The 21,035-nt window shown below is 75.6% G+C and carries 21 protein-coding genes, 3 tRNA genes, 1 pseudogene and 1 riboswitch; of the genes and pseudogenes, 10 read left to right on the top strand and 15 right to left on the bottom strand.

All coding sequences use genetic code 11. The features are described 5' to 3' along the window. The coding region (locus ACSNOB_RS26700) for a PPOX class F420-dependent oxidoreductase (RefSeq protein WP_436689461.1) at nucleotides 1–254 on the bottom strand (254 nt) is incomplete at its 3' end. Between the two features lie 54 nt (nucleotides 255–308). Between ACSNOB_RS26700 and ACSNOB_RS26695 the strand changes: the two genes are divergently transcribed. After that, nucleotides 309–1,088, top strand: a complete 780-nt coding sequence (locus ACSNOB_RS26695) for a class I SAM-dependent methyltransferase (protein ID WP_436689459.1) — start codon at nucleotides 309–311, stop codon at nucleotides 1,086–1,088. 48 nt (nucleotides 1,089–1,136) lie between these two features. Here the strand turns inward: ACSNOB_RS26695 and ACSNOB_RS26690 are convergent, their stop codons facing one another. Then, nucleotides 1,137–1,433, bottom strand: coding sequence for a hypothetical protein (locus ACSNOB_RS26690; RefSeq protein WP_393101913.1), 297 nt, complete (start codon nucleotides 1,431–1,433; stop codon nucleotides 1,137–1,139). A 162-nt stretch (nucleotides 1,434–1,595) separates the two neighbouring features. Here ACSNOB_RS26690 and ACSNOB_RS26685 point away from each other — a divergent pair, with 162 nt between their 5' ends. Together ACSNOB_RS26685 and ACSNOB_RS26680 are read left to right on the top strand one after the other, a co-directional pair. Beyond that, nucleotides 1,596–2,453, top strand: a complete 858-nt coding sequence (locus ACSNOB_RS26685; RefSeq protein WP_436689457.1) for a 3-hydroxyacyl-CoA dehydrogenase family protein — start codon at nucleotides 1,596–1,598, stop codon at nucleotides 2,451–2,453. Between the two features lie 52 nt (nucleotides 2,454–2,505). Beyond that, nucleotides 2,506–3,249, top strand: coding sequence for an enoyl-CoA hydratase/isomerase family protein (locus ACSNOB_RS26680; RefSeq protein ID WP_436689455.1), 744 nt, complete (start codon nucleotides 2,506–2,508; stop codon nucleotides 3,247–3,249). A 111-nt stretch (nucleotides 3,250–3,360) separates the two neighbouring features. Here the strand turns inward: ACSNOB_RS26680 and ACSNOB_RS26675 are convergent, their stop codons facing one another. Next, on the bottom strand, nucleotides 3,361–4,710 hold the full coding sequence (locus ACSNOB_RS26675) for an ABC transporter substrate-binding protein (RefSeq protein WP_436689453.1): 1,350 nt from the start codon (nucleotides 4,708–4,710) through the stop codon (nucleotides 3,361–3,363). Nucleotides 4,711–4,865: 155 nt separating this feature from the next. On the opposite strand from ACSNOB_RS26675, the gene ACSNOB_RS26670 reads away from it, so the two are divergent. Together ACSNOB_RS26670 and ACSNOB_RS26665 are read left to right on the top strand one after the other, a co-directional pair. Next, entirely contained in the window at nucleotides 4,866–5,255 is a 390-nt protein-coding gene (locus ACSNOB_RS26670; RefSeq protein WP_393101917.1) for a hypothetical protein, read from the top strand. Between the two features lie 70 nt (nucleotides 5,256–5,325). Beyond that, nucleotides 5,326–6,033, top strand: coding sequence for a DUF2786 domain-containing protein (locus ACSNOB_RS26665; RefSeq protein WP_436689450.1), 708 nt, complete (start codon nucleotides 5,326–5,328; stop codon nucleotides 6,031–6,033). Nucleotides 6,034–6,081: 48 nt separating this feature from the next. Here the strand turns inward: ACSNOB_RS26665 and ACSNOB_RS26660 are convergent, their stop codons facing one another. Then, the gene (locus ACSNOB_RS26660; RefSeq protein WP_436689448.1) at nucleotides 6,082–6,597 is read right to left on the bottom strand and encodes an SRPBCC family protein; all 516 of its coding nucleotides are present in this window, start codon (nucleotides 6,595–6,597) and stop codon (nucleotides 6,082–6,084) included. A 222-nt stretch (nucleotides 6,598–6,819) separates the two neighbouring features. On the opposite strand from ACSNOB_RS26660, the gene ACSNOB_RS26655 reads away from it, so the two are divergent. Then, entirely contained in the window at nucleotides 6,820–7,911 is a 1,092-nt protein-coding gene (locus tag ACSNOB_RS26655; RefSeq protein ID WP_436689446.1) for a hypothetical protein, read from the top strand. Nucleotides 7,912–8,016: 105 nt separating this feature from the next. Here the strand turns inward: ACSNOB_RS26655 and ACSNOB_RS26650 are convergent. The 8 genes from ACSNOB_RS26650 to ACSNOB_RS26615 form a co-directional block, all read right to left on the bottom strand. Then, nucleotides 8,017–8,090, bottom strand: a tRNA-Phe gene (locus ACSNOB_RS26650). A gap of 103 nt (nucleotides 8,091–8,193) precedes the next feature. Next, nucleotides 8,194–8,267 (bottom strand) — tRNA-Asp (locus ACSNOB_RS26645). A 32-nt stretch (nucleotides 8,268–8,299) separates the two neighbouring features. Continuing rightward, nucleotides 8,300–8,372, bottom strand: a tRNA-Glu gene (locus ACSNOB_RS26640). A gap of 154 nt (nucleotides 8,373–8,526) precedes the next feature. Then, the gene (locus tag ACSNOB_RS26635; protein WP_436689444.1) at nucleotides 8,527–9,333 is read right to left on the bottom strand and encodes a polysaccharide deacetylase family protein; all 807 of its coding nucleotides are present in this window, start codon (nucleotides 9,331–9,333) and stop codon (nucleotides 8,527–8,529) included. Between the two features lie 75 nt (nucleotides 9,334–9,408). Beyond that, nucleotides 9,409–10,359: a MerR family transcriptional regulator gene (locus ACSNOB_RS26630; RefSeq protein WP_436689442.1), complete on the bottom strand. Its 951-nt coding sequence runs from the start codon at nucleotides 10,357–10,359 to the stop codon at nucleotides 9,409–9,411. Continuing rightward, nucleotides 10,349–10,969 carry an isopentenyl-diphosphate Delta-isomerase gene (gene idi, locus ACSNOB_RS26625; RefSeq protein WP_436689440.1) on the bottom strand — a complete coding sequence of 207 codons (621 nt, stop codon included), beginning with the start codon at nucleotides 10,967–10,969 and terminating at the stop codon, nucleotides 10,349–10,351. Before idi ends, ACSNOB_RS26630 begins: the two co-directional genes overlap by 11 nt. A gap of 34 nt (nucleotides 10,970–11,003) precedes the next feature. After that, on the bottom strand, nucleotides 11,004–12,512 hold the full coding sequence (crtI, locus tag ACSNOB_RS26620) for a phytoene desaturase family protein (protein WP_436689463.1): 1,509 nt from the start codon (nucleotides 12,510–12,512) through the stop codon (nucleotides 11,004–11,006). Further along, nucleotides 12,512–13,666, bottom strand: a complete 1,155-nt coding sequence (locus ACSNOB_RS26615; RefSeq protein WP_436689438.1) for a polyprenyl synthetase family protein — start codon at nucleotides 13,664–13,666, stop codon at nucleotides 12,512–12,514. Before ACSNOB_RS26615 ends, crtI begins: the two co-directional genes overlap by 1 nt. Nucleotides 13,667–13,730: 64 nt before the next feature. On the opposite strand from ACSNOB_RS26615, the gene ACSNOB_RS26610 reads away from it, so the two are divergent. Continuing rightward, nucleotides 13,731–14,672 carry a phytoene/squalene synthase family protein gene (locus tag ACSNOB_RS26610; RefSeq protein ID WP_436689436.1) on the top strand — a complete coding sequence of 314 codons (942 nt, stop codon included), beginning with the start codon at nucleotides 13,731–13,733 and terminating at the stop codon, nucleotides 14,670–14,672. Nucleotides 14,673–14,725: 53 nt separating this feature from the next. Here ACSNOB_RS26610 and ACSNOB_RS26605 read toward each other — a convergent pair whose 3' ends face one another. Beyond that, nucleotides 14,726–15,784 carry a serine hydrolase domain-containing protein gene (locus ACSNOB_RS26605; RefSeq protein ID WP_436689434.1) on the bottom strand — a complete coding sequence of 353 codons (1,059 nt, stop codon included), beginning with the start codon at nucleotides 15,782–15,784 and terminating at the stop codon, nucleotides 14,726–14,728. Nucleotides 15,785–15,875: 91 nt separating this feature from the next. Here ACSNOB_RS26605 and ACSNOB_RS26600 point away from each other — a divergent pair, with 91 nt between their 5' ends. After that, nucleotides 15,876–17,342 (top strand): dihydrolipoyl dehydrogenase family protein, encoded by a 1,467-nt coding sequence (locus ACSNOB_RS26600; RefSeq protein ID WP_436689432.1) that lies wholly within the window; start codon nucleotides 15,876–15,878, stop codon nucleotides 17,340–17,342. 36 nt (nucleotides 17,343–17,378) lie between these two features. Here the strand turns inward: ACSNOB_RS26600 and ACSNOB_RS26595 are convergent, their stop codons facing one another. Beyond that, entirely contained in the window at nucleotides 17,379–18,296 is a 918-nt protein-coding gene (locus tag ACSNOB_RS26595) for an EamA family transporter (protein WP_436689430.1), read from the bottom strand. Between the two features lie 118 nt (nucleotides 18,297–18,414). Next, nucleotides 18,415–18,609: riboswitch (cobalamin riboswitch) on the top strand. 36 nt (nucleotides 18,610–18,645) lie between these two features. On the opposite strand from ACSNOB_RS26595, the gene bluB reads away from it, so the two are divergent. Beyond that, nucleotides 18,646–19,275: a 5,6-dimethylbenzimidazole synthase gene (gene bluB, locus ACSNOB_RS26590; protein WP_436689428.1), complete on the top strand. Its 630-nt coding sequence runs from the start codon at nucleotides 18,646–18,648 to the stop codon at nucleotides 19,273–19,275. A gap of 287 nt (nucleotides 19,276–19,562) precedes the next feature. Beyond that, the gene (locus tag ACSNOB_RS26585; RefSeq protein WP_436689426.1) at nucleotides 19,563–20,402 is read left to right on the top strand and encodes a Rieske 2Fe-2S domain-containing protein; all 840 of its coding nucleotides are present in this window, start codon (nucleotides 19,563–19,565) and stop codon (nucleotides 20,400–20,402) included. Nucleotides 20,403–20,835: 433 nt separating this feature from the next. Here ACSNOB_RS26585 and ACSNOB_RS26580 read toward each other — a convergent pair. Further along, a pseudogene (locus ACSNOB_RS26580) lies at nucleotides 20,836–21,035 on the bottom strand (LysM peptidoglycan-binding domain-containing protein); the annotation flags it as partial.

The raw sequence follows: 21,035 nt of genomic DNA, 5'->3' as shown, positions 1-21,035 counted from the left end.
TCGGCCGGGCCGCAGAGCGTCGCGTGGGCGGGCACCGCCTCGCCGTGCGGCCGGCCCCGGACGTCGCACGGCGCGACCGTGACGTCCCCGCTGCGCCGGATCCGCTTCACCTTGCCGGAATCCGCCGCCGACCACACCGCCAGCGCGTCGCCGTCGCGGACCGCCCAGACGGGGGTCGGCACCGCCCGACCGTCCTTGCGGAACGTCGTCAGCAGGACGTATTTCTCCGAAGCGAGGCGATCCAGTGTGGTCACGCCGCCAGGATACGGCCGCTGCGGCTGACTGACCGGCCGGATAGCGTGAAAGCCGTGACGGTGGAACCGCTGATCGGCGACGTGTTCGGGGAGATGCTGCGCGACGCGTTCGCCGTGGCCACCGGCGTCGGCCCCCGGCCGCTGGCCGGTGGGCGGCTGCCCCGACCCGTCATCGAGATCATCGAGCGGGACGACGGGCTGATCAACGGCGCGCCCGCCGCGCACTACCTGGACGGCCCGGCGGACTGGCAGCCGTACGACCACCGGGCCGTGGACCGGGTCGAGGGCGCCACCCTGGACGTCGGGGTCGGGGCGGGCCGGATCGCGCTGCTGCTTCAGGAGCGGGGCGTGCCGGTCACCGGGCTCGACACCTCGGCCGGCGCGCTGACCGTCTGCCGCCGGCGGGGCGTCCGCGACCTGGTACACGGCACGGTCGACGCGCACGTCGCCGACGGCCGCCGCTACGACACGTTCCTGCTGCTCGGCAACAACGTCGGGCTGCTGGAGGGGCCGGAACGGGCCCCGGCCCTGCTGGCCGCGCTCGCCGCGCTGGCCCGGCCGGGCGCGCAGGTCATCGCGCAGGGCACCGACCCGTACGGCACCCGGGACCCGCTGCACACCGGCTACCACGAGCGCAACCGCCGCCGGGGCCGGCTCGGCGGGCAGCTCCGGCTCCGGCTGCGCTACCGGGAACTGGGCACCGAGTGGTTCGACTACCTGGTCTGCTCGCCGGACGAGCTGGCCGGGCTGGTCCGGGGCACCGCCTGGCGACTGACCGACGTGGACGACCGGGACGCACCGTATTACCTCGCCACCCTGCGCCTGGCCGGCTGACGCCCGGGGCCCCGCCGGGTGGCGGGGTCCCGGACACCGGCGTACCCCTCAGACCTGGACGGTCGGGGGGAGCTGCTCGGGCGGGAGGCCGCCGTCGCCGTCGACCACCTCGTCCGGGGTGCCGTCCTCGTCGAGGTCGACCATCGTGATGTCCACCTTGCCGTCGTGGTCGGTGTCGAACTGGAACAGGTCGGGCTTGCCGTCCCCGTCGGTGTCCGCCACCCAGACGTCGGTGCGGCCGTCGTTGTTGGTGTCGGCACGCAGCAGGTCCACCCGCTCGTCCCCGCGGGTCTCCACGGTCTCCGCCGCGCCCGCACTGTCCACGGTCTCCGGTGCCTGGCTCATCTCGGCCGTCCTTCCCTGTAGTTGACGGCCGTCGTACCCGATCCGCGCCGCCCCCACGCATGCCGGGGAGAGCGTCGCTGCATAGGGTCGGCCCATGAGCGAGTGGAGCGGGTGGCGGAGCGCGGGTCAACCCCGGGTCGCCGCCGGAGGCAGGGAGGCGTCATGAGCGACCGCTTTGTCGTCGTCGGGGCCGGCACGATGGGGCTCGGCATCGCGTACGTGGCGGCCGGGGCCGGGCACGCCGTCGAGCTGGTCGAGGTCGACCGGGCCCGGCGCGCGGCGGCCGTGGACCGCCTCGGTGAGCTGTGGGACAGGGCGGTGCGGCGCGGGAAGCTGACCGCCGACCAGGCCGCGACGAACCGGGAGCGGATCACCCTGCGGGCCGCGCTCGCCGAGGTCGCGCCGGAGCCCGCCGTGGTGGTGGAGGCCGTGCCGGAACGGCGGGACCTCAAGCGGGCGGTGCTGCGCGAGGCCGAGGCGCTGCGCCCGGCGCTGCTGGGCAGCAACACGTCCAGCATCCCGATCGCGGAGCTGGCCGACGGGCTGGCACGGCCGGAACGCTTCCTCGGGCTGCACTTCTTCAACCCGGTCTGGGCGATGGCGTTGCTGGAGGTCGTGGTCGGCCCGGCCACCGCCGACGAGACCACCGCCGCGGCCGTCGCGCTCGCCGGCCGGCTGGGCAAGGACCCCGTCGTCGTACGCGACATGCCGGGATTCGCCACCTCCCGGCTCGGGGTCACCCTCGGCCTGGAGGCCATCCGCATGGTCGCCGACGGGGTGGCCAGCCCCGCCGACATCGACAAGGCGATGGTGCTCGGCTACCGGCACCCGGTGGGCCCGCTGGAGTTGACCGACCTGGTCGGGCTGGACGTGCGGCTGGACATCGCGCGCACCCTCCAGGCCGCGTACGGGGACCGGTTCGCGCCGCCGCCGCTGCTGGTGGAGATGGTGGCCGCCGGGAAGCTCGGCAAGAAGTCCGGCCAGGGCTTCTACCGCTGGGAAGACGGGGTTCGTTCGTGAGCGCGAGGAGCGAGCCCGTGAGCCCCGCGGTCGCGGGCGCAGGGGGCACCGCGTGAGCGGGCTGCGGGTCGAGGAGCGGCCGGACCGGCTGGTGGTCACGCTCGACCGACCGGAGAAGCGCAACGCCATCGACGCCGACCTGATCGCCGAGCTGCACCAGGTCTGCGCGAAGCTGGAGGCCCGCCCCCGCCTGCTGCTGCTCACCGGCGGCACCGAGGGCATCTTCGCCGGTGGGGCGGACATCGGCCAGCTGCGCGAGCGGGGCCGGCTGGACGCCCTGGCGGCCATCAACTCGGCCGCCTTCGCCCGGATCCGGGCACTGCCGATGCCGACCGTGGCGGCGGTGGACGGGCCCGCGCTGGGCGGCGGGGCCGAGCTGGCGTACGCCTGCGACCTGCGGGTCTGCACGGCGCGGGCGGTGTTCGGGCAGCCGGAGGTCCGGTTGGGGATCCTGGCCGGCGCGGGTGCGACCCACCGGCTGCCGGCGCTCGTCGGGGAGGCCCGGGCCAAGGAGCTGCTCTTCACCGGCCGCCGGGTGGACGCGGAGGAGGCGCTGCGGATCGGCCTGGTGAACCGGGTGGTGGCCGAGCCCGCCGAGCTGCTGCCCACCGCCCACGGGCTGCTGGACGAGATGGCGAAGGGGTCCGCGCTCGCGCTGCGGCTGACCAAGCTGGCCGTCGACGCGCCGCCCGCCGCCCACCCGCACCTCGACCTGGTCAGCCAGGCGGTGCTCTTCGAGGACGAGGAGAAGCACCGGCGGATGACCGAGTTCCTGCAGCGGCGTAGGCCCCGCTGAGTCGCGGCGACGCCGAGGCCGGGCCGGCACCCGGCCGGGGGGGGGCGCACCGGACGACGACGGCCGCACCGGATCACCGGTGCGGCCGTCGGAGTGCGACGGGTCAGCGGCTCAGTGCCGGATCTCCACGCCGGCGTCCGCGAGCGCGCGGATCACCTGCGCCGACTCCGCGAAGCCGATGATCAGCACGGCCTCCGCGCCGAAGTCCTTGATCTCCTTCGCGGTGGCGGTGAAGTCGACGGGGCTGGCCTTGGCGTCGGCCGGCGGGTCGTAGGTCAGCAGCTTCAGCCGGTCGCCGCCGACGCCGGCGCGCTCCAGCTCGGCCTTGACGGTGGCCTGGAGGCCCTCGCCGTAGGAGTCCTTGCGGGCGACGATCGTGATCTTCTGCGGCCCGTCCCGGAGGATCACGTCGGCCAGCGCCCGCCCCTGCAGGTTGTCGGGCGGGGCGGTGCGGAAGTAGAGGCCGTTGTCGTCCAGCTCGGTCAGGCTGGCGTCCGTGTTGGACGGGGAGAACAGGATCTTCCCGGCCTGCACCACGTCGGGCAGCACCTCCCGGGAGATCCCGGAGCCGCCGGCGCCGATGATGACGTGCACCTTCCGCTCGACGTGCTTCGCCACGGTGGCCTTGGCCACCGCGGGGTTGGTGCCGTCGTCGCCCTCGATCCAGACCAGCGGCTCGCCGAGCACCCCGCCGGCCGCGTTGAGCTCCTTGACCGCGACGGCGACCGCGGCGGCCATCTGCGGGTACGCCAGCGACAGGTCACCGCTCTTCGGCAGCAGGCCGCCCAGCACCAGCGGGGAGCCGTCGCTGCGGTCGGTGCGGCCACCGCGCTGCTTCTTCGCCTTCGGCGGTGCCTTGGTGCTCGCGGCCGACTCGTCCCCGGCGCCGACGAACTCCGTCTTGCCGTCGTTGAGCTGCTGCCCGTCGAAGTGCACCGTGGCGTAGCTGGCGGTGGCCGGCTCGCCGGCGTCGGTGAACCCGGCGCGGGTCATCGAGACGCTGCGGTACTCGATGTCCTGGCCGGCGCGGGCCAGCGCCAGGCACGTCGCCACGTCCTCGCAGCGCTGCCCGTTGTTGGTGACCCCGACGATCTGCTTGGCGATTGCGGCCGGGTCCGTGCTGCCGGCCAGCTGGGCGGCGAGCGCGCTGATCACCACCGCGTCGTACGTCTCGGCGGCGTAGACGAAGTCGTTCAGCTCCGGGTCGACGGACCGTAGCCGGTTCTTGAAGCTCTCTGGCAGCGGCGTCATGGGCGTGGTGCCCTTCATGCCGTCGACCAGGCTGGCGCGATCCTTCAGCTCGGCGGGGTAGGAGTTGAGCATGTTGCCGTCGGTGCCGTAGAGGCGCACCTGGTGGGTGGTCGCCTCTTCGGCGCCCTCGGTCCCGCAGGCGCTGTTGGCGAGCAGGAACGTCACGCAGGCGGCCAGGGTGGCCGCCCGCGAGGCGCGTGACTTGAGCATGGTCGTCCTTCCTCCGGCGAAGGTCCGCTGCGCACATTAGCGTGCCGAGGCGGGTGGCGTGACCACGGAGGCGACTCAATCCGCAGGTCGCCCGCCATGCTCACGGAGAGTGATTCCGGCCCGGGCACTTGACCTCCTGCCCTACCGTGCGGTGCGTGACCGAATCACCACAGCAGACGCTCGACGACGCGACCGCCGTGCTCCGCTCGGCGCTGGCCGGGGACGGCGACGCGGTGGTGGGGGCGTTCGACGCGGTCGTCGACCGGTCCGGCCTGGCCGGCGCGTACGGCGTGGCCTGGTGCCTCGCCGCGACGATGGTCGGCGGGCCGGTGCCGCCGGGCAGCTGCGCGCTGGACTTTCCCGGCATCGACGAGGCGGACTACGACACCCGCTGGGTGGCCCGCTTCGTCAGCGCGTACGCCAACGCCGACGCCGACACCGGCGAGGCGCTGTTCGGGGCGGCGGCGGCCGACGGGTTGCTGCCCGACTGCCTGCTCACCCTGGCCGGCTCGACGGTGGCGACCCTGCGCAGCCGGGCGGGCTGACGGCGCGGACACGGATCGACCGGCCCGGTCGCCGTCCCGCCTGGAGCGTCCGGCGTGACAGGCTGGGGGCATGTCCGAGGCCATGCTCAGCAAGGTGCGCAAGCTCCTGGCCCAGGCCGAGGACTCGGCCTGCACCCCCGCCGAGTCGGCCGCGTTCACCGCCAAGGCGACCGAGCTGATCGCCCGCTACGGCGTGGACCGGGCGCTGCTGGCCGCCCGCGACCCCGCAACCGACCCGGTGGGCGACCGGGTGGTCGAGGTCGTCGCCCCGTACGCCCGGGACAAGGCCGGCCTGCTCGCCGCGGTCGCCGACCCGCTCCGCTGCCGCTGCGTCCGCCGCCGGCAGGGCAGTGGCTTCGCCATGCACCTGTTCGGCTTCGCCAGCGACCTGGAACGGGTCGACCTGCTCTTCACCTCGCTGCTGGTACAGGCCGCGCACGGGCTGGCCGCGGCCGAGGTGCCGCCCGGCGAACATCCCGCCGCCTTCCGGCGCTCCTGGCTGGCCGGCTTCGCCCAGGTGATCGGCTTCCGGCTGAGGGCGGCCGAGACCGACGCGGCCACCGAGGCGGGCGGGCCGTCGGTCGCGCTGGTGCTGGCCGACCGGTCGGACCGCGTGCGGCACCGCGTCGCCGAGGTGTATCCGCGGCTGCGCACCGCCGCGCCGCGTCGGCTGGCCGGCAGCGGGTTCGGCTCCGGCGCCGAGGCGGGACGTCGCGCCGATCTCGGCGGCCGGGGTGTCGCCACGGCTCCCGGCACCCGCCCCGGCATCGGTCGCTGACGGGCCGCGGGTGACGGTGCGCGGGGCCCGGTCGGTCGGACGGGTCGGTCAGCCGGCGCCGTTGGCCACCGCGGCGGCGTAGCGGGAGAGCAGCTCCTGCCAGCCGGCGGTCAGCGCCTGCCGGTAGCCCTCGGCGGCCTCGCCGTGCCGGTCGAAGTGCCGGTGCTCGACCTCCACCCGGGTCCGTTCCGGTGCGTCCGGGTGGAAGAGCACCTCCACCTCGCTCGCCCGCGCCGGATCCGGGACCGGCGCCCGGTCCGCGCCGATCTGCCACGTGAAGACCAGCCGCCGGGGCGGATCCCAGGTCAGCACCCGTCCCCAGTCGCAGCGGAAGCCGTACGGGCCGATCTCGTAGAGCATCCCGCCGGCGCGCGGCTCCATGCCCAGCTCGGCCAGGTGCTCCGGGCCGGACCACGTGTACTCCATCACCCACCAGTCCGCCAGGGCGTCGGTGAACACCGCGAACGCCCGATCCGCGGGGGCGTGGACCAGGAGGACGCTGCGCAATGAGAACCGCTCGGACTCCTGCCGGATGTCGGCCGGGTCAGCCATCTCCTGTCCCATAGGCCCGGACCATACCGGCTGGTGCCCGGGTGCGCAGCTTCGCGTTCTGCCCGGTTCCGGACACCCCTTTCTCGTGCGCGGGATGGCGGGCGTACGGCCAGGTCGGCCGGTGGCGCCCGCCCGCCGGGGCGCGGGGACGGAGGGCGGGATGGTCGGTCGGATAGCGGGTAACCGCGCCCGACGGTCCCGGCCGGCCGGGCCGGAGGAGGCGGAGCGGGGAGCATGAGCGAGAACGCACAGCAGCGCGAACCGGACCAGGTCGGTGAGCGACCAGCCCGACGGGAGGGGGCGGCCGAGCCGGACGTCCTGCTCGACGTACCGGAGGTGTCGGTCGACTCGATCCGGCTCGCCGTGGACGGGCTGGACGCCGACCTGTCCCTGCGGGCGCGGCTGGCCAACCTCCTCGAGCTCGACGCCGGCGTGCGGGTGCACCTGCAGGGCGTCGAGCTGGACATCACCGGGCTGCACGCCGAGGCACAGCTCAAGGTGCGCCTGGAGAAGGTCGTCGACATCCTGGACCGGGCGCTGACGACCATCGACCGAAATCCGCAGATCATCGAGGCGCTGTCGCGTACGGCGACCGTCTCGATCGACGACGTGAACCGGGCGACGCAACAGGTGACGAACCTGAGCGGGCAGGTCGCCGCCTCGGCGGAGCGGTTCGGCGGCGCGACCGACGAACTCGGCCAGCAGGTCGGCGCGATCGGCGCCGTCGCCGACCGGTCCCTGCGCGAGCCGGGCCCTTCCGGCCAGGGCGGGAAACCGGGTGCGCCGGATCAGGGCGGGAAGCCCGGTGGCCGCGCGGAGGGCGGCGGGCCCGGCGCTGGTCAGGCGGCGCGCGGCGGCGGTCTCGCCAGCGGTTCGGGCGGGGGTGGCGAACAGGGCCAGGCCCAGCGCGCCCGGGAGCAGTCGGCGCGCGGAGCGGGCCCGCCCGAGCAGGGTGGACCCGAGCAGGCCCGCGAGGAGCGGGGCGGGCCCGAGCGCGAACGGGGCCCGGCTGAGCAGGCGCGCCCCGAGCCGGGCGGGCCCGACCGCCAGCCGCGCGAGCAGGGTGGCGGTCCGGCCCCGGCGGAGAAGCCCGGCGGCGGCGCGCGCCAGGGCGGGGAGGACCGCGGGCCGGAGGCCGGCCAGCGTGCGCCGTCCGAGGACCGACCCGGGGGCGGGCCGGGCACGCGGCCCGACGACGCCGCTGGCGCGCCGCCGAGCGCGACGCAACTCGCCGAGCAGGCGGGGGAGACGCTGCGGCAGGCCGGGCGGAGCGTGTGGGAGGCGATCCAGAGCGGGATCGCCCAGCACCGGCAACAGGGGCGCTGACGCGGGCCGGCGCCGCCGCCGTTCGTCCGTCAGGAGGGCGTACAAGAAGATCCCCACCGGCGTTTCCGCAGGTGGGGATCTTCAGTAGCCCGGCGAAAGGCTATGTGGCCAGGGGCGGGGTCGAACCGCCGACCTTCCGATTTTCAGTCGGACGCTCGTACCAACTGAGCTACCTGGCCGTGTTGCTCGGTTCATGCTACCCGCACGGCGGGTTCTCCGCCGGGAGGGTCACACGCTCCGATACGCAGAACGCCGCGCATGATGGGCGCGGCGTAAGCGCTGCGGTCCTGACGGGACTTGAACCCGCGACCTCCGCCTTGACAGGGCGGCGAGCACTCCAACTGCTCCACAGGACCTAGCTTTGTTGCCTCCGGCCGAAGCCGGACCGTGCCCCCAACGGGATTCGAACCCGTGCTACCGCCTTGAAAGGGCGGCGTCCTGGGCCGCTAGACGATGAGGGCGGCCCCGCCATCATTGCACACTCGCAACTTCAAGCGGACTTGCTCCCATCCGGCCCCGCCGGAGGCTTGGATAGCTTACGTGATGGCCCCCCGGTCGACCAAACCGGTATGGCCCTAGCCACACCGGCCCGCAAAACCGCAGGTCAGAGGCGTTCTAGCGGAGCCGGGCGATGCCGAAGCGGCGCTTCAGGTCGATGATCAGGTGCGGGCAGGCGGCCAGCGTCGCGCCGCGATCACCGCCCCCGTCGTGCAGCAGCACGACCGATCCGGGCCGGGCCGCGGCGCGTACCCGCTTGGTGATCGTCGCGGCGGTCGGCTTGCCCCAGTCCTGCGGGTCGACGTTCCAGTGCAGCGACCGCATGCCGAGCTGCTTGGCGACGGACACCACCTCGCGGGTCCACCGGCCGCCCGGCTGCCGGTAGAACGGCACCTTGGCGCCGGGCACCGCCGCCCGGATGGCCGCGTTGGTGCGCGCCAGGTCGCTGCGGATCTCGGCGACCGGCCGCCGGGCGAGGTCCAGGTCGTGGCGCCAGCTGTGGTTGCAGAGCTGGTGCCCCTCCCGCACGATCCGCCGGATCAGGTCGGGGTGGCGGCGGGCCTGGGTGCCCACCACGCAGAACGTGGCCGTGACCCGGGCCGCGCGGAGGCGGTCGAGGACCTTCGGCGTCCAGACCGGGTCCGGCCCGTCGTCGAAGGTCAGCGCCACCGTCCGCGCGCCGGTGGTGCGGTGCAGGCCCGCCGGTAGCGCGGTCGGCAGCGGGCGGACGGGCCGCCTGGGCGGCGGCGTGGTGCGGGTCGGACGCGGACTGGCGGTCGGCTTCGGCTTCGGCTCCGGCGGCAGCGGCGCCGAGGCGACGGGGCTGGGGCCGGCCGCCTCCGACGCGGACGGGGTGGTGTCGCCACAGCCGCCGAGGAGGAGGGCCAGGGCCAGACCGGACGCCAGTACGGCGCGTGGGCGCATCGTTCGCTCCCGAAGGGGGTCGGGGGTCAGCAGCCCCCGACGCTAGTGGACGGCGTTCCGTCCCCGCACCCCCGGTCAGTCCGTCGTCGACTGGTCCAGCGAGTCGCGTACGGCCAGCGCGAGCGAGAGCGCCTCGGTGAGGTCGACGGGCCGCACCACCCCGGCGGGCAGCGAGTCCGCCAGCCAGCCCGGCCCGGCGGCGAGCACCAGCAGCGGCCGGCGGGGCGCGGCGAGCAGGGCGGCGAGCTGGGCGGGGTCGGCGGTGGCCCGGGTGTGCGACCAGATCACCACGGCGGCCGGCCCGGTCCGGTTGACCGCCTCGACCAGCGCCGCCGCCGGCACCCGGGCGCCCAGCATCCGGTAGCCCGCCCCGGCCTCGGCGAGCGCGGCGGCTAGCGCCTCCAGCGGCAGGCTGTGCTGCTCCTCGTCGGCGCAGGCGAGCAGGATGCGCGGCGGCTCGGCGGGCGCGCCGGCCCGGGTGACCGCCGCGAACGCCTCCGACACGCAGCGCGAGATCAGGTGCTCGACCTCGATCAGGCCGGCGGTGGCGGCGTGTCGCTCCCCGATGCCGACGAGCACCGGGCGCAGCAGCCGGTCCCAGGTGGCGACCACCCCGTCCGCCTCGATGGCGTGCGCGATCGCCTCGTTGACCGCGACCGGGTCCAACCGCATGGCGGCGCGGGCCAGCCCGCGGGCAGCCGGCCCGGCCCGGCCGACCGGGATCGTCAGGCCGCCGCCGTCCCGCGTGCCGGTGGTGCGGGCGCGCGGGCGCGTGCCGGCCTCGGTCGGCGCGGTGTCCGGCGCCCGGCGGGCCCAGCGGGCCGCCTCGGCGGGGGTGACCCCCTGGGCGGTGAGCCGCCGCATGATCTCCAAGCGCGCGAGGTCGGCCGGCGTGTAGCGCCGGTGGTGCCCCGGGACGTGCTCGCTCGGGCCGAGCCCGTAGCGCTGGTGCCAGGTGCGCAGGGTGGTGACGGCGACCCCCAGCCGCCGGGCCACGGCCCCCGCGCTCAGCGCCTCATCGACCACCCGGCCGCTCCGACGCGTCGTCCGCCGGCAGCCCGGAGGGGGTCATGGCCGCATCCGGGCCGCCGGCGGACGGCCCCGAGGGTTGCCGCAGCCGGTTCACCACCCCACCCAGCCAGGGCGCGTACGCGCGGGGGTCGGCGTCGAGGTCGGCGGCCAGCTCGACGGGGTCGACCCAGCGCAGCTCGGCCACCTCGTCCGGGTCGGGCAGCAACGGCGCGCCCGGCCGGAACTCGCCCCGCAGGACGTGGTCGTACTCGAACTCGACGCGGCCGGTGGCCGGGTCCTCGGCGTAGTAGACGTACACCCCGACCTCGGTCAGCTCGACCGGGTCGGCGCCGAGCTCCTCGCGCAGCCGGCGGTTGGCGGCCTCGACCAGCGACTCGCCGGGCGCGGGGTGGCCGCAGCACGAGTTGGCCCAGCGCAGCGGGAAGCGGGTCTTCACCCCGGCCCGCCGTTGCAGCAGCACCCGGCCCTCGGGGTCGACGAGCAGCACCGAGAAGGCGCGGTGCAGCTGGCCCGGGGGCTGGTGCGCGGCGGAGACGGTGGTCTCACCCTGCGCTCGTCCGGCGTCGTCGACGAGCTCGACGAGGTGCTTCTCGCGGGTGGTCACGGCACGTGCCTTTCGGTTGTGCGGGGGTGGGCCATCAGGATCCGCCGGTGATCCGGGCGGCGGCGAGCTTGCCGGAGATGAGCACCATCGGCACGCCGACGCCGGGCTGGGTGCCCGAGCCGACGAAGACCACGTTCGGCAGCGTCCGGTGCAGGTTCGACGGGCGGAAGGGGCCGGTCTGGAAGAGGCTGTGCGCGGCGGCGAACGGGGTGCCGGCCGCCATCCCCTGCTCGGACCACTCGGCCGGGGTGACCACCCGCAGCACCTCGACGCCCGCCCCGAAGCCGGCGTAGCCCCGCTCCTGCAGGGTGCCGACGAGCTGGTCGGCGTAGCGGTCGGTGAGGTCGCCCCGCCAGTCGAAGGGCGCCCGGTCGAGGTTGGGCACCGGGGCGAGCACGTAGTAGGTGTGCCGGCCGGCGGGCGCCACCGACGGGTCCGTCCGGCTCGGGTTGGTGACCAGCAGGGACGGGTCGCTCATCAGCTCGCCACGCCGGATGACCTCATCGAAGGTGCCCTTCCACGACCGTCCGAAGTGGATGTTGTGGTGGGCGATCTTCCCATATCCCTGGCGAGATCCGACGTGCAGGACGACGCAGGACGGCGAGTAGGTGAGCCGGCGGGGACGGACCGGCGGCAGCAGGTCGCGGTAGGCGACCGGCAGGTCGGGATTGAGCACCACCACGTCGGCCGGGATCAGCTCCCCGTCCGCGGTCAGCACACCGGTGGCCCGGCCGTTCGCGGTCTCCACCCGGGTGACCGTGGTGTCGTACCGGATCTGCACGCCGTGCTTCTCGGCGGCGCCGGCCATGCCGCGGGAGACCGCGTGGATGCCACCGCGCGGGAAGTAGACCCCGGCCACCGAGTCGAGGTACGCGATGACGGCGTAGATGGCCAGCGCGTCGTGCGGGGCGAGGCCGGCGTACATCGCCTGGAAGGAGAAGATCCGCTGGGTGCGCGGGTCGCGGAAGAACTGGTTGATCTTCGTTTGGAGCCGGCGGAAGGCGCCGCCCGCCAGCAGCCTCACGAGGTTGCCGGTGAGCAGGTCGGTGGGCGCGTCGAGGTTGCGCTCGATGAAGTCGGCGCGTTCCCACTGCCAGAGTTTCCGGGCGTAGTCGACGAAGCGCAGGTAGCCGTCGGCTTCGCGGGGGCCGCAGACCCGCGCGATCTCGGCCGCCATCCGGGTGGTGTCGGTGATGACGTCCAGCGTCGACCCGTCGGGGTAGTACGCCCGGTAGGCCGGGTCGAGCGGGGTCAGGTCGAGCCAGTCGTCCAGTTCCTCGCCGACGGCGGCGAGGGCCTCGGCGATCAGGTCCGGCATGGTGAGCACGGTGGGGCCGGTGTCGAACTCGTAGCCGTCCACGCTGAGCCGCCCGGCGCGGCCGCCCGGCACCGGCTCGCGCTCCAGCACGGTCACCTGTCGACCGCTGCCCGCCAGGTGCAGCGCGCAGGCCAGCCCGCCCAGACCGGCGCCGACGACCACCACCCGGTCCGTACGCCCGTTCACGGTGCGCACGCGACCACCTCCTTGTGCGAAGTTGCCCATCATGCCCGCCGGTTGGTGGCGGCGGTGGCGAGACCGGTGAGCGCGGTGCGCGCCGTCCCGTCGATCGACGCGGTGTCGAGCGCGGCCAGCGCCTCGGCGACCCGGTCGGAGATCATGCGCTCCACCCGGTCGACCGCGCCGGTCTCGGCGACCAGGCCGGCGAGCCGGGCGATCTCCCCGTCGCCCGCCCCGGGGCGGAGCCCGTCCAGCGCGCGCCGCTGGGTGGGCGTGGCGAGCTGCCGGGCCAGCATGAGCAGCGCGGTGGGCTTGCCGGTGCGCAGGTCGTCGCCGGCCGGCTTGCCGGTGGCCGCCGGGTCGCCGTAGACGCCGAGCAGGTCGTCGCAGAGCTGGAACGCCTCGCCCACGGCGAGCCCGTAGCGGGTGTAGGCGGCGATCAGCGGGGCGTCGGTGCCGACGCCGGCCAGGCAGGCGCCGAACAGCAGCGGACGCTGCACCGTGTAGCTCGCGGTCTTGTAGCGGGCCACCCGCAGCGCGCGGTCGACCGTCCAGTTCGCCGCGTCGCTCTCGCCGAGCACGTCGAGATACTGCCCGGCCACCGTCTCCACCCGCATCTGGTCGTAGCAGCGGCGGACGTCGAGCAGCCGGGCCGGCGGCAGGGCGGCGTGCGCGAGGAGCCGGTCGGCCCAGACCATGCAGAGGTCGCCGACCAGCACCGCGACGGCCTCGCCGAACCGGCGTGGGTCGCCCCGGTGCCCGGCGGCGACGTGCCGGGCGGCCAGCGCCGTGTGCACCGTCGGCCTGCCCCGCCGGGTGGCGGAGGCGTCCATCACGTCGTCGTGCACGAGGGCGAAGGTGTGCAGCAACTCCAGGGCGGCGAGCGCCGGCAGCACGGGCGGCAGCGGCTCGGCGCCGCCCACCACGCCGCGCCAGCCCCAGTAGGCGAACGTCGGGCGGAGCCGCTTGCCGCCGGCCAGCACGCTGTCGCGCGCCGTCGTGGCGAAGCCGCCCATCGCCGCGTCGATCTCGGTCAGCGAGGCGACCTCGGTGGCCAGGAAGGCGGCGAGGGTGTCGTCCACCGCCGAGACCAGATCCCTCGTGTACGCGGCCAGGACCGCGCGGATCGGGTCGTCTCCGTCGGCCCGTCCGGCCGGGGCCACGCGGAGGGTGTCACCCGCAACTGCGTCGTTGGCCATGCGGCCGAGAGTACCCTAGGGTGACGTGTTGCGTCGATTGGTGCGTCGATAATGAGGAGGGCCGGTGGACCTGGATCTCACCGCTGCCTATGACCGTTGCCGTGAGCTGCACAGACACCACGGCCGCACCTACTATCTCGCCACCCGGCTGCTGCCCGCATGGAAACGGCGGCACGTGCACGCCCTGTACGGGTTCACCCGCCACGCCGACGAGATCGTCGACCGGACCGAGGAGCTGCCGCCGGCCGAGCGGGCGGCGCGCCTCGACGACTGGGCGGCCCGCTTCGTCGCCGGGCTGCACGGCGAGCCGGTCGACGACCCGCTGCTCCCGGCCGTGCTGCACACCATCGCCGTCTTCGATCTCGACCGGGACGACTTCGCGTCGTTCCTCAGGAGCATGACGATGGACCTGACGGTCACCTCGTACCGCACCTACGACGACCTGCTCGGCTACATGGAGGGCTCGGCGGCGGTCATCGGCACGATGATGCTGCCGATCCTGGGCAGCTCCGACCCGGCCGCCGCCCGGGAGCCGGCCCGCCAGCTCGGCTTCGCCTTCCAGCTCACCAACTTCATCCGGGACGTGGCGGAGGACCTCGACCGCGGGCGGACGTACCTGCCCGACGACGACCTGGCCCTGTTCGGCGTCGCCCGCGAGGAGCTGGTCGAGGCCCGCGCCCGCGGTCGCGCCACGCCCCGGATCCGGGAGCTGATCGCGTACGAGGTGAGCCGCGCCCAGGCGCACTACGCCGCCGCCGCGCCCGGCATCACGCTGCTCGCGCCCGCCTCGCAGGCGTGCATGCGCACCGCGTACGCGCTCTACGGCGGCATCCTCGACGAGGTGGCCGCGCGGGACTACGACGTCTTCGCCGGCCGGGCAGGGGTGCCGCAGCGCCGCCGGCTGGCGGTGGCCGCCCGCGCCCTGCTCACCCCGGCCGGCACGCCGGTGGTCGTGCCCGGGCCGCCCGCCCCGGTGCCCACCCCGGTGCCCGTGCCGAGCCGGTGAGCGCGCCGACCCGGTGACCCGGCCGGCCCGGCGAGCGCGCCCGCCGGGAGCGGTCAGAGGCAGGAGTGCAGGGCGTCCACCAGTGCGTCGACCCGGTCGTGGTCGGCCAGGTGGGACGTGGCGTAGGCGAACGTGTAGCCGCGCCCGGGGTCGGCCCAGGCGGAACTGCCGCCGATCCCGCCCATGCCCCAGCTCCCGTCCTCCTCCCACTGCATGCCCAGCGTCCACCGGACACGCCGGCCCAGCAGCAGGTCGTCGCCGTCGTACTGGACCCGCGTCGCCTCGGCCACCAGCTCCCGGCCGAACAGCCGCACGCCGTCGAGGACGCCGCCGGCGAGCAGGCCCGCGTAGAGCCGGGCCAGGGCGCCCGCGGTCGAGTGGAGGTTGACGGCCGGCACCTCGGCGCCCCGCCAGAGCGGGCTGTTCACCACGGACAGGTCCCGCCCGCCGGGCGGGTTGTCCAGCGCCCGCGCCCAGAGCGAGCCCGGCGCACCGGCCGCCCGGTCCGGCCAACCCGGATCGCCGTACCGCAGCTCGGCGCAGCGCCGCTGGTCCGCCTCGCCGAGGCCGAAGCCGAGGTCCAGCCGCCACGGCCCGGCGATCTCCTCGGCCAGGAACCGGCCCACCGGCCGACCGTCGACCCGCCGCACCAGCTCGCCCACCAGGTGCCCGTACGTCCAGGCGTGCTCGCCCGCGACGGACCCCGGCGGCCACTCCGGCTCGGCGGCGGCCAGGTCGGCGCAGAGCAGGTCCCAGTCGGCTATCGCGGCGGCCGGCCGGGGCACCGGGAAGGCCGGCAGCCCGGCGGTGTGCGTGAGCACCTGCCGGACGGTGGCCGGGGTGCGGAAGCCGGGCCAGTGCGCGGCGACCGGGTCGTCCAGGTCGAGCCGACCCCGGTCGACCAGCATCAGCAGGCAGAGCGCCGCGACCGGCTTGCCGACCGAGTAGACGTTCACCAGCGTCTCCGGTCGCCACGCCCGCCCCGGCGTCCGCGCACCGCCGACGAGGTCGACGACCGGCTCGCCGTCGTACCAGATCGCCAGGCCAACCCCGGTCTCCCGGCCGGCGGCGAGCAGCTCGGCGAAGCAGTCGTGGACGGCGGAGAAGCGCATCCGGCCACCGTAGGCGGCCGGGAGCCGACGGGCAGCGGAATTCCGGGGTGATCCGTTGGCCCGCGACCGGGCGGTGCGGAATGCTGGCGGGATGGCGGAGCCGGAAGTGGTGGACGTGGTCGTGGTCGGGCTCGGGGTGGGCGGCGAGGAGGTGGCCGGCCGGCTCGCGGAGGCCGGGCTGACCGTCGTCGGCGTCGAGCGCGACCTGGTCGGCGGGGAGTGCCCCTACTGGGGCTGTATCCCGAGCAAGATGATGATCAGGGCGGCCAACGCGATCGCCGAGGCGCGTCGGATCGACGGGCTCGCCGGCGCCGCCGAGGTCCGGCCCGACTGGGCGCCGGTGGCGAAGCGGATCCGCGAGGAGGCCACCGACACCTGGGACGACACGGTCGCGGTGGAACGCTTCACCGGCAAGGGCGGCCGGTTCGTCCGGGGCAGCGCCCGCCTCGACGGCCTCGGCCGGGTCCGGGTCGGCGAGCGGGTGTTCCAGGCCCGGCACGGGATCGTGCTGGGCACCGGCACCAAGCCGTCCGTGCCGCCGGTCGACGGGCTGGCCGACACGCCGTACTGGACCAACCGCCAGGCGATCGAGGTCGAGGAGCTGCCGGAGTCGCTGCTGGTGCTGGGCGGCGGCGCGATCGGTCTGGAGCTGGCCCAGGTCTTCGCCCGGTTCGGGGTCCGGGTCACCGTTGTCGAGGCGGCGGACCGGGTGCTCGCCGTCGAGGAGCCCGAGGCGTCCGAGGTGGCCGCCGCCGCGCTGCGCGCCGACGGCGTCGAGATCCACACCGGGGTGCGGGCGGAGCGGGTCGGCCACGACGGGCGCGGCTTCACCCTGCGCGGGGCCGGCGGGGCGCGGTTCACCGCCGAGCGGCTGCTGGTGGTGACCGGCCGCCGGGCCCACCTGGACGAGCTGGGCCTGGACACCGTCGGGGTGGACGCCGGGCAGCGGTACCTGGCCGTCGACGACCGGCTGCACGTCACCGAGGGGATCTGGGCGGTCGGCGACGTCACCGGCGAGGGGGCGTTCACCCACGTCGCGATGTACCAGGCGGGAATCGTCGTCGCCGACGTGCTCGACCACGTCCGGCGCGCCGACGGAGGGCCGGATGCCAGCGGCACCGCGCGCGTGACGGGCGGCGCGGTCGGCGCGTCGGGCGCCGCCGGGACGGGCGGTTCCGCCGGCGCGGTGCCGCGCGCCGACTACCGCGCGCTGCCCCGGGTCACCTTCACCGACCCCGAGGTCGGCGCGGTCGGCCTCACCGAACGGCAGGCCCGCGAGCGGGGGATCAACGTGCAGGTCGGCCTCTCCGAGCTGCCGTCGTCGGCGCGGGGCTGGATCCACAAGAGCGGCAACGAGGGCTTCGTCAAGCTCGTCGCCGACGCCGACCGGGGCGTACTGATCGGCGCGACGTCGGTCGGCCCGGCCGGCGGCGAGGTGCTCTCCGGGCTGGCGGTGGCGGTGCACGCGGCCGTGCCGCTCGGCCGGCTCCGGCAGATGATCTACGCGTACCCGACGTTCCACCGGGCGATCGAGGACGCCCTGCGCAACCTCCGCTAGGGCGGCCGGGCGCGGACCTCGCCCGTCGGCCAGGGGTCAGCGCGCCGTCGCCGGTCGGGGGCGGACCAGGGTCGCGCCCAGCGCGGCGCCGACCACGCAGGCCACCCCGACCGCCTGCGGCCAGGCCAGCACCTCGCCCAGCAGGACCAACCCGACCAGCGCGCCGATCGCCGGCTCCAGGCTGAGCAGGATCGCGAAGACCCGGGCCGGCATCCGGCGCAGCGCGGCCAACTCCGCCGAGTACGGCAGCACCGACGACAGCAGCGCCACCGCGACGCCCAGTGCGAGGGTCCACGGGTCGAGCAGCGCCGTGCCGCTGCCGGCGACCCCGAACGGCAGGACGGCCAGTGCGGCGACGGCCATCCCCAGCGCGAGGCCCCGGCTGCCCGGCACGCGGGCGCTGACCGCCTTGCCGAGCAGCACGTACCCGGCCCAGCCGACCGCGATGGCGACGCAGAGCAGCAGCCCCACCCGGTCCAGCCCGGTCCCGCCGAGCCCGCTGATGAGCAGCACGCCACCGCCGGCCAGGACCGCCCACGCCACGTCGGCGGGCCGGCGGCTGCCGGCGAGCGACACCAGCAACGGCCCCGCGAAGCCGATGGTGACCGCGACGCCGAGCGGCACCCGGTGCAGGGCCGCGTAGAAGGCGAGGTTCATCAGCGCCAGGGCGAGCCCGAACGCCCCGACCAGGGCGGCGGTGCGCCAGCCCAGCCGCAGCCCGGGCCGGGCGACGAGCAGCAGGATCAGCGCGGCGAAGCCGAGCCGCAGCGTGGTCGTACCGCCGGCGCTGGTGCTGCCGAAGAGCTGCTTGGCGACGGCCGCCCCGACCTGGGTGGAGAGCATGCCCAGCAGCATCAGCAGGGGCGGCGGCACGGCCCGGGGCCGGCCGAGGGCGACGGTCAGCCGGGCCGCCGGGTGGCCGGCCGGCAGCGGGCGGGAGGCGAGTGCGTACACCCGGACCACGGTGCTCGCGGACGGCGCGCCGCGCGACCGGATTTCCACGCCCGCCCCGGCGACGCCGGGCACCCGGCCGTCGGCGGTGCGCCGCCGATCCCGCTACCATGCCGGGCGGCACGATCATGTGAGGTGCCCCGCGCGAGCGGGGAGAATCGGGAAGCCGGTGCGAATCCGGCACGGGCCCGCCGCGGTGACCGGGGAGCCACCGTCCACGCGCGAGAGCGCAGCCACTGGCCCGGACGGGCCGGGAAGGCGGACGGCCAGGCGTCGATCCGGGAGTCCGAAGACCGGCCTCGCGTCAGGTGCCCACGCCCGGAGCGTGGGCCGAGCGCAGCGGGAGCCTGCCTTGGATCTTTACGACGTCATCCACCGCCGCCGGGACGTACGCGCCCAGTTCACCGGGGCGCCGGTGCCCGAGGAGACGCTGCACCGCGTGCTGGCGGCGGCGCACGCGGCGCCGAGCGTCGGCTACTCCCAGCCCTGGGACTTCATCGTCGTCCGCGACCCGGAGCTGCGGCGCCGGTTCCACGAGCACGTCCACACCGAGCGGGAGACCTTCGCCGCCACGCTGGAGGGGGAGGCGGCCGAGCGGTTCGCCCGCATCAAGATCGACGGGGTGCTGGAGTCCACCCTGTCGGTGGTGGTCACCTACGACCCGGCCCGGGGCGGGCCCGCCGTGCTCGGCCGGCACGCCATCGCCGACACGGGGCTCTACTCGGCCTGCCTCGCCATCCAGAACCTCTGGCTGGCCGCGACCGCCGAGGGGCTCGGCGTCGGGTGGGTGTCGTTCTACCGCGAGCCGTGGCTGGCGGACCTGCTCGGCATCCCCGACGGCGTACGGCCGGTGGCGTGGCTCTGCGTCGGCCCCGTCACCCACTTCGAGCGCGTGCCCGACCTGGCCCGGCACGGCTGGCGGCAGAAGCGTCCGCTGGCCGAGGCGATCCACCACGACCGCTGGACGCCCCCGAGCCCCTGACCCAACCACCGGCGGACCCGGCCGGCACACCCGGCCGGCCGGCCGCGGCGCGGACGCAGGCGGCCGGCGGCACAACTTCCCGGAAATAGTCGTCTCCCGGCGTGCCGAGGCCACTCTTTCCGGGAAGTTGCGCCTCTCGGCGGAGCCGGGCGCCGACCTCGTCGCCTCAGGGGCGGCGCGTCCGGTTGTGGGCCGGCAGGGGCCTCGTCACGTACCGCTGCGGATCCGTCACCGGCGACCGGTTTGCAGCCGCTCCTGCCGGGAAGTCGGTACGGGTGCGAGCACTGATGACGAAGATCGAGCAGGCCTCCGGGCTGGACCGGATCGGCGACCGGTTGCAGCGCGCCGTCCAGGCCACCCTCCGTCCGCAGCGGGTCCGTGACCTGCTGCACGGCGTCTGGCTGGGGCACCCGTTGCACCCCGCGATGGTGCAGGTGCCGGTCGGCGCGTGGATCAGCACCGCGGTGCTGGACCTGATGCCGGGGCAGCGCAGGGCCGCCACCACGCTCTGCGCGGTGGGCACCGTCAGCGCGCTGCCGGCGGCGGTCGCCGGGCTCAACGACTGGGCGGCGCTCGCCCGCGACCAGCGCCGGATCGGCCTCGTGCACGCCGCCTCCAACAGCGTGGGCCTGGCGTTCTACGCCGGCTCGGTCGCCGCCCGGATGTCCGGCCGGCACAACCTCGGCCGTACGCTCGGCTTCCTCGGGCTCAGCGCCGCGAGCATGGGGGCTTACCTCGGCGGGCACCTGGCGTACAAGCAGGGCGCGCAGGTCAACCAGAGCATCTCCGAACTGCACCGGATGAGCGACGGCTGGCACTCGATCGCCGACATGGCCACCCTGCCGCAGCGGAAGCTGATCACCCGGGAGGTCGACGACGTCTCGGTGATCCTCTACCGCCACGGCGACGAGGTGACCGTGATGCTGGAGCGGTGCCCGCACCAGAGCGGCCCGCTCGGTGAGGGCGAGGTGCGGGAGGTCGACGGGCACGAGTGCGTGGTCTGCCCCTGGCACGGCAGCACGTTCCGGCTCAACGGCGGCGAGGTCGTGCACGGGCCGTCCGGCAACGACCAGCAGGTCCTGCCCACCCGCATCGTCAACGGCATGCTGGAGACCCGCCTCCCCTGACCGCCCCCAGCCGCACCGTCCCGCCTGCCGTCGTTGCCGTCCTGACCGAGCCCCGCCGCGCCGTCCGCCTGCCGTCGGGTGCCGTCGTGATCGGCGTGTCGCCGCAGCAACACCCTGGCCGGAGCGGGCGTCCCGGCGTGGGTCAGGGGCGGCGGTGACGGCCGACGGGGCCTTCCCGGGTGGCGTCGGCGTGCGCCCACGCCTGGGCACCGATTACCGGTCCGGCGTGCCGGTTCCCGCTCGCGCCGCCGTGCCCGCCCGCGCCGCCGTGCCCCCTCGCGCCGCCGTGCCCGCTCGCGCCGCCGTGCCCGCTCGCGCCGCCGTGGCCGCTCGCGCCGCCGTGGCCGCTTGCGCCGCCGTGGCCGCTTGCGCCGCCGTGGCCGCTCGCGCCGCCGCCGGCACCCGAGCGGCGTGCCGTGCTGGTGCCGGCCGCGCCGGCCGGTACGGGGGCGGGGCGACGGCGCAGGCCCAGGACCGCGCCGATCTGCGCGCCGACGATGCTCGCCACCGCCAGGACGGCGGAGACCGCGAGCGGCCGGTTCACCCGGTCGGGCTCGCCGGGCCGGGCCGGTGACCCGCGCCGCTCCGGCGGTCCAGCCTGTTGCGGCGGACCCGGACGGGGACCCGGCGGTC

The organism is Micromonospora sp. URMC 106, from assembly GCF_051386395.1.
GTDB lineage: Bacteria > Actinomycetota > Actinomycetes > Mycobacteriales > Micromonosporaceae > Micromonospora.
The sequence above is the reverse complement of the archived record's forward strand: the minus strand, read 5'-3'. Positions and strand labels throughout refer to the sequence as shown.

Excerpts from the sequence above, each read along its gene's own strand:
- ACSNOB_RS26585 (WP_436689426.1), top strand. The coding sequence starts at position 19,563 with ATGACGAAGATCGAGCAGGCCTCCGGGCTGGACCGGATCGGCGACCGG.
- ACSNOB_RS26655 (WP_436689446.1), top strand. The coding sequence starts at position 6,820 with ATGAGCGAGAACGCACAGCAGCGCGAACCGGACCAGGTCGGTGAGCGA.
- ACSNOB_RS26605 (WP_436689434.1), bottom strand. The coding sequence starts at position 15,784 with ATGCGCTTCTCCGCCGTCCACGACTGCTTCGCCGAGCTGCTCGCCGCC.
- ACSNOB_RS26635 (WP_436689444.1), bottom strand. The coding sequence starts at position 9,333 with ATGCGCCCACGCGCCGTACTGGCGTCCGGTCTGGCCCTGGCCCTCCTC.
- ACSNOB_RS26675 (WP_436689453.1), bottom strand. The coding sequence starts at position 4,710 with ATGCTCAAGTCACGCGCCTCGCGGGCGGCCACCCTGGCCGCCTGCGTG.
- ACSNOB_RS26665 (WP_436689450.1), top strand. The coding sequence starts at position 5,326 with ATGTCCGAGGCCATGCTCAGCAAGGTGCGCAAGCTCCTGGCCCAGGCC.
- ACSNOB_RS26615 (WP_436689438.1), bottom strand. The coding sequence starts at position 13,666 with ATGGCCAACGACGCAGTTGCGGGTGACACCCTCCGCGTGGCCCCGGCC.
- ACSNOB_RS26660 (WP_436689448.1), bottom strand. The coding sequence starts at position 6,597 with ATGGGACAGGAGATGGCTGACCCGGCCGACATCCGGCAGGAGTCCGAG.
- ACSNOB_RS26600 (WP_436689432.1), top strand. The coding sequence starts at position 15,876 with ATGGCGGAGCCGGAAGTGGTGGACGTGGTCGTGGTCGGGCTCGGGGTG.
- ACSNOB_RS26690 (WP_393101913.1), bottom strand. The coding sequence starts at position 1,433 with ATGAGCCAGGCACCGGAGACCGTGGACAGTGCGGGCGCGGCGGAGACC.
- crtI (WP_436689463.1), bottom strand. The coding sequence starts at position 12,512 with ATGGGCAACTTCGCACAAGGAGGTGGTCGCGTGCGCACCGTGAACGGG.
- ACSNOB_RS26685 (WP_436689457.1), top strand. The coding sequence starts at position 1,596 with ATGAGCGACCGCTTTGTCGTCGTCGGGGCCGGCACGATGGGGCTCGGC.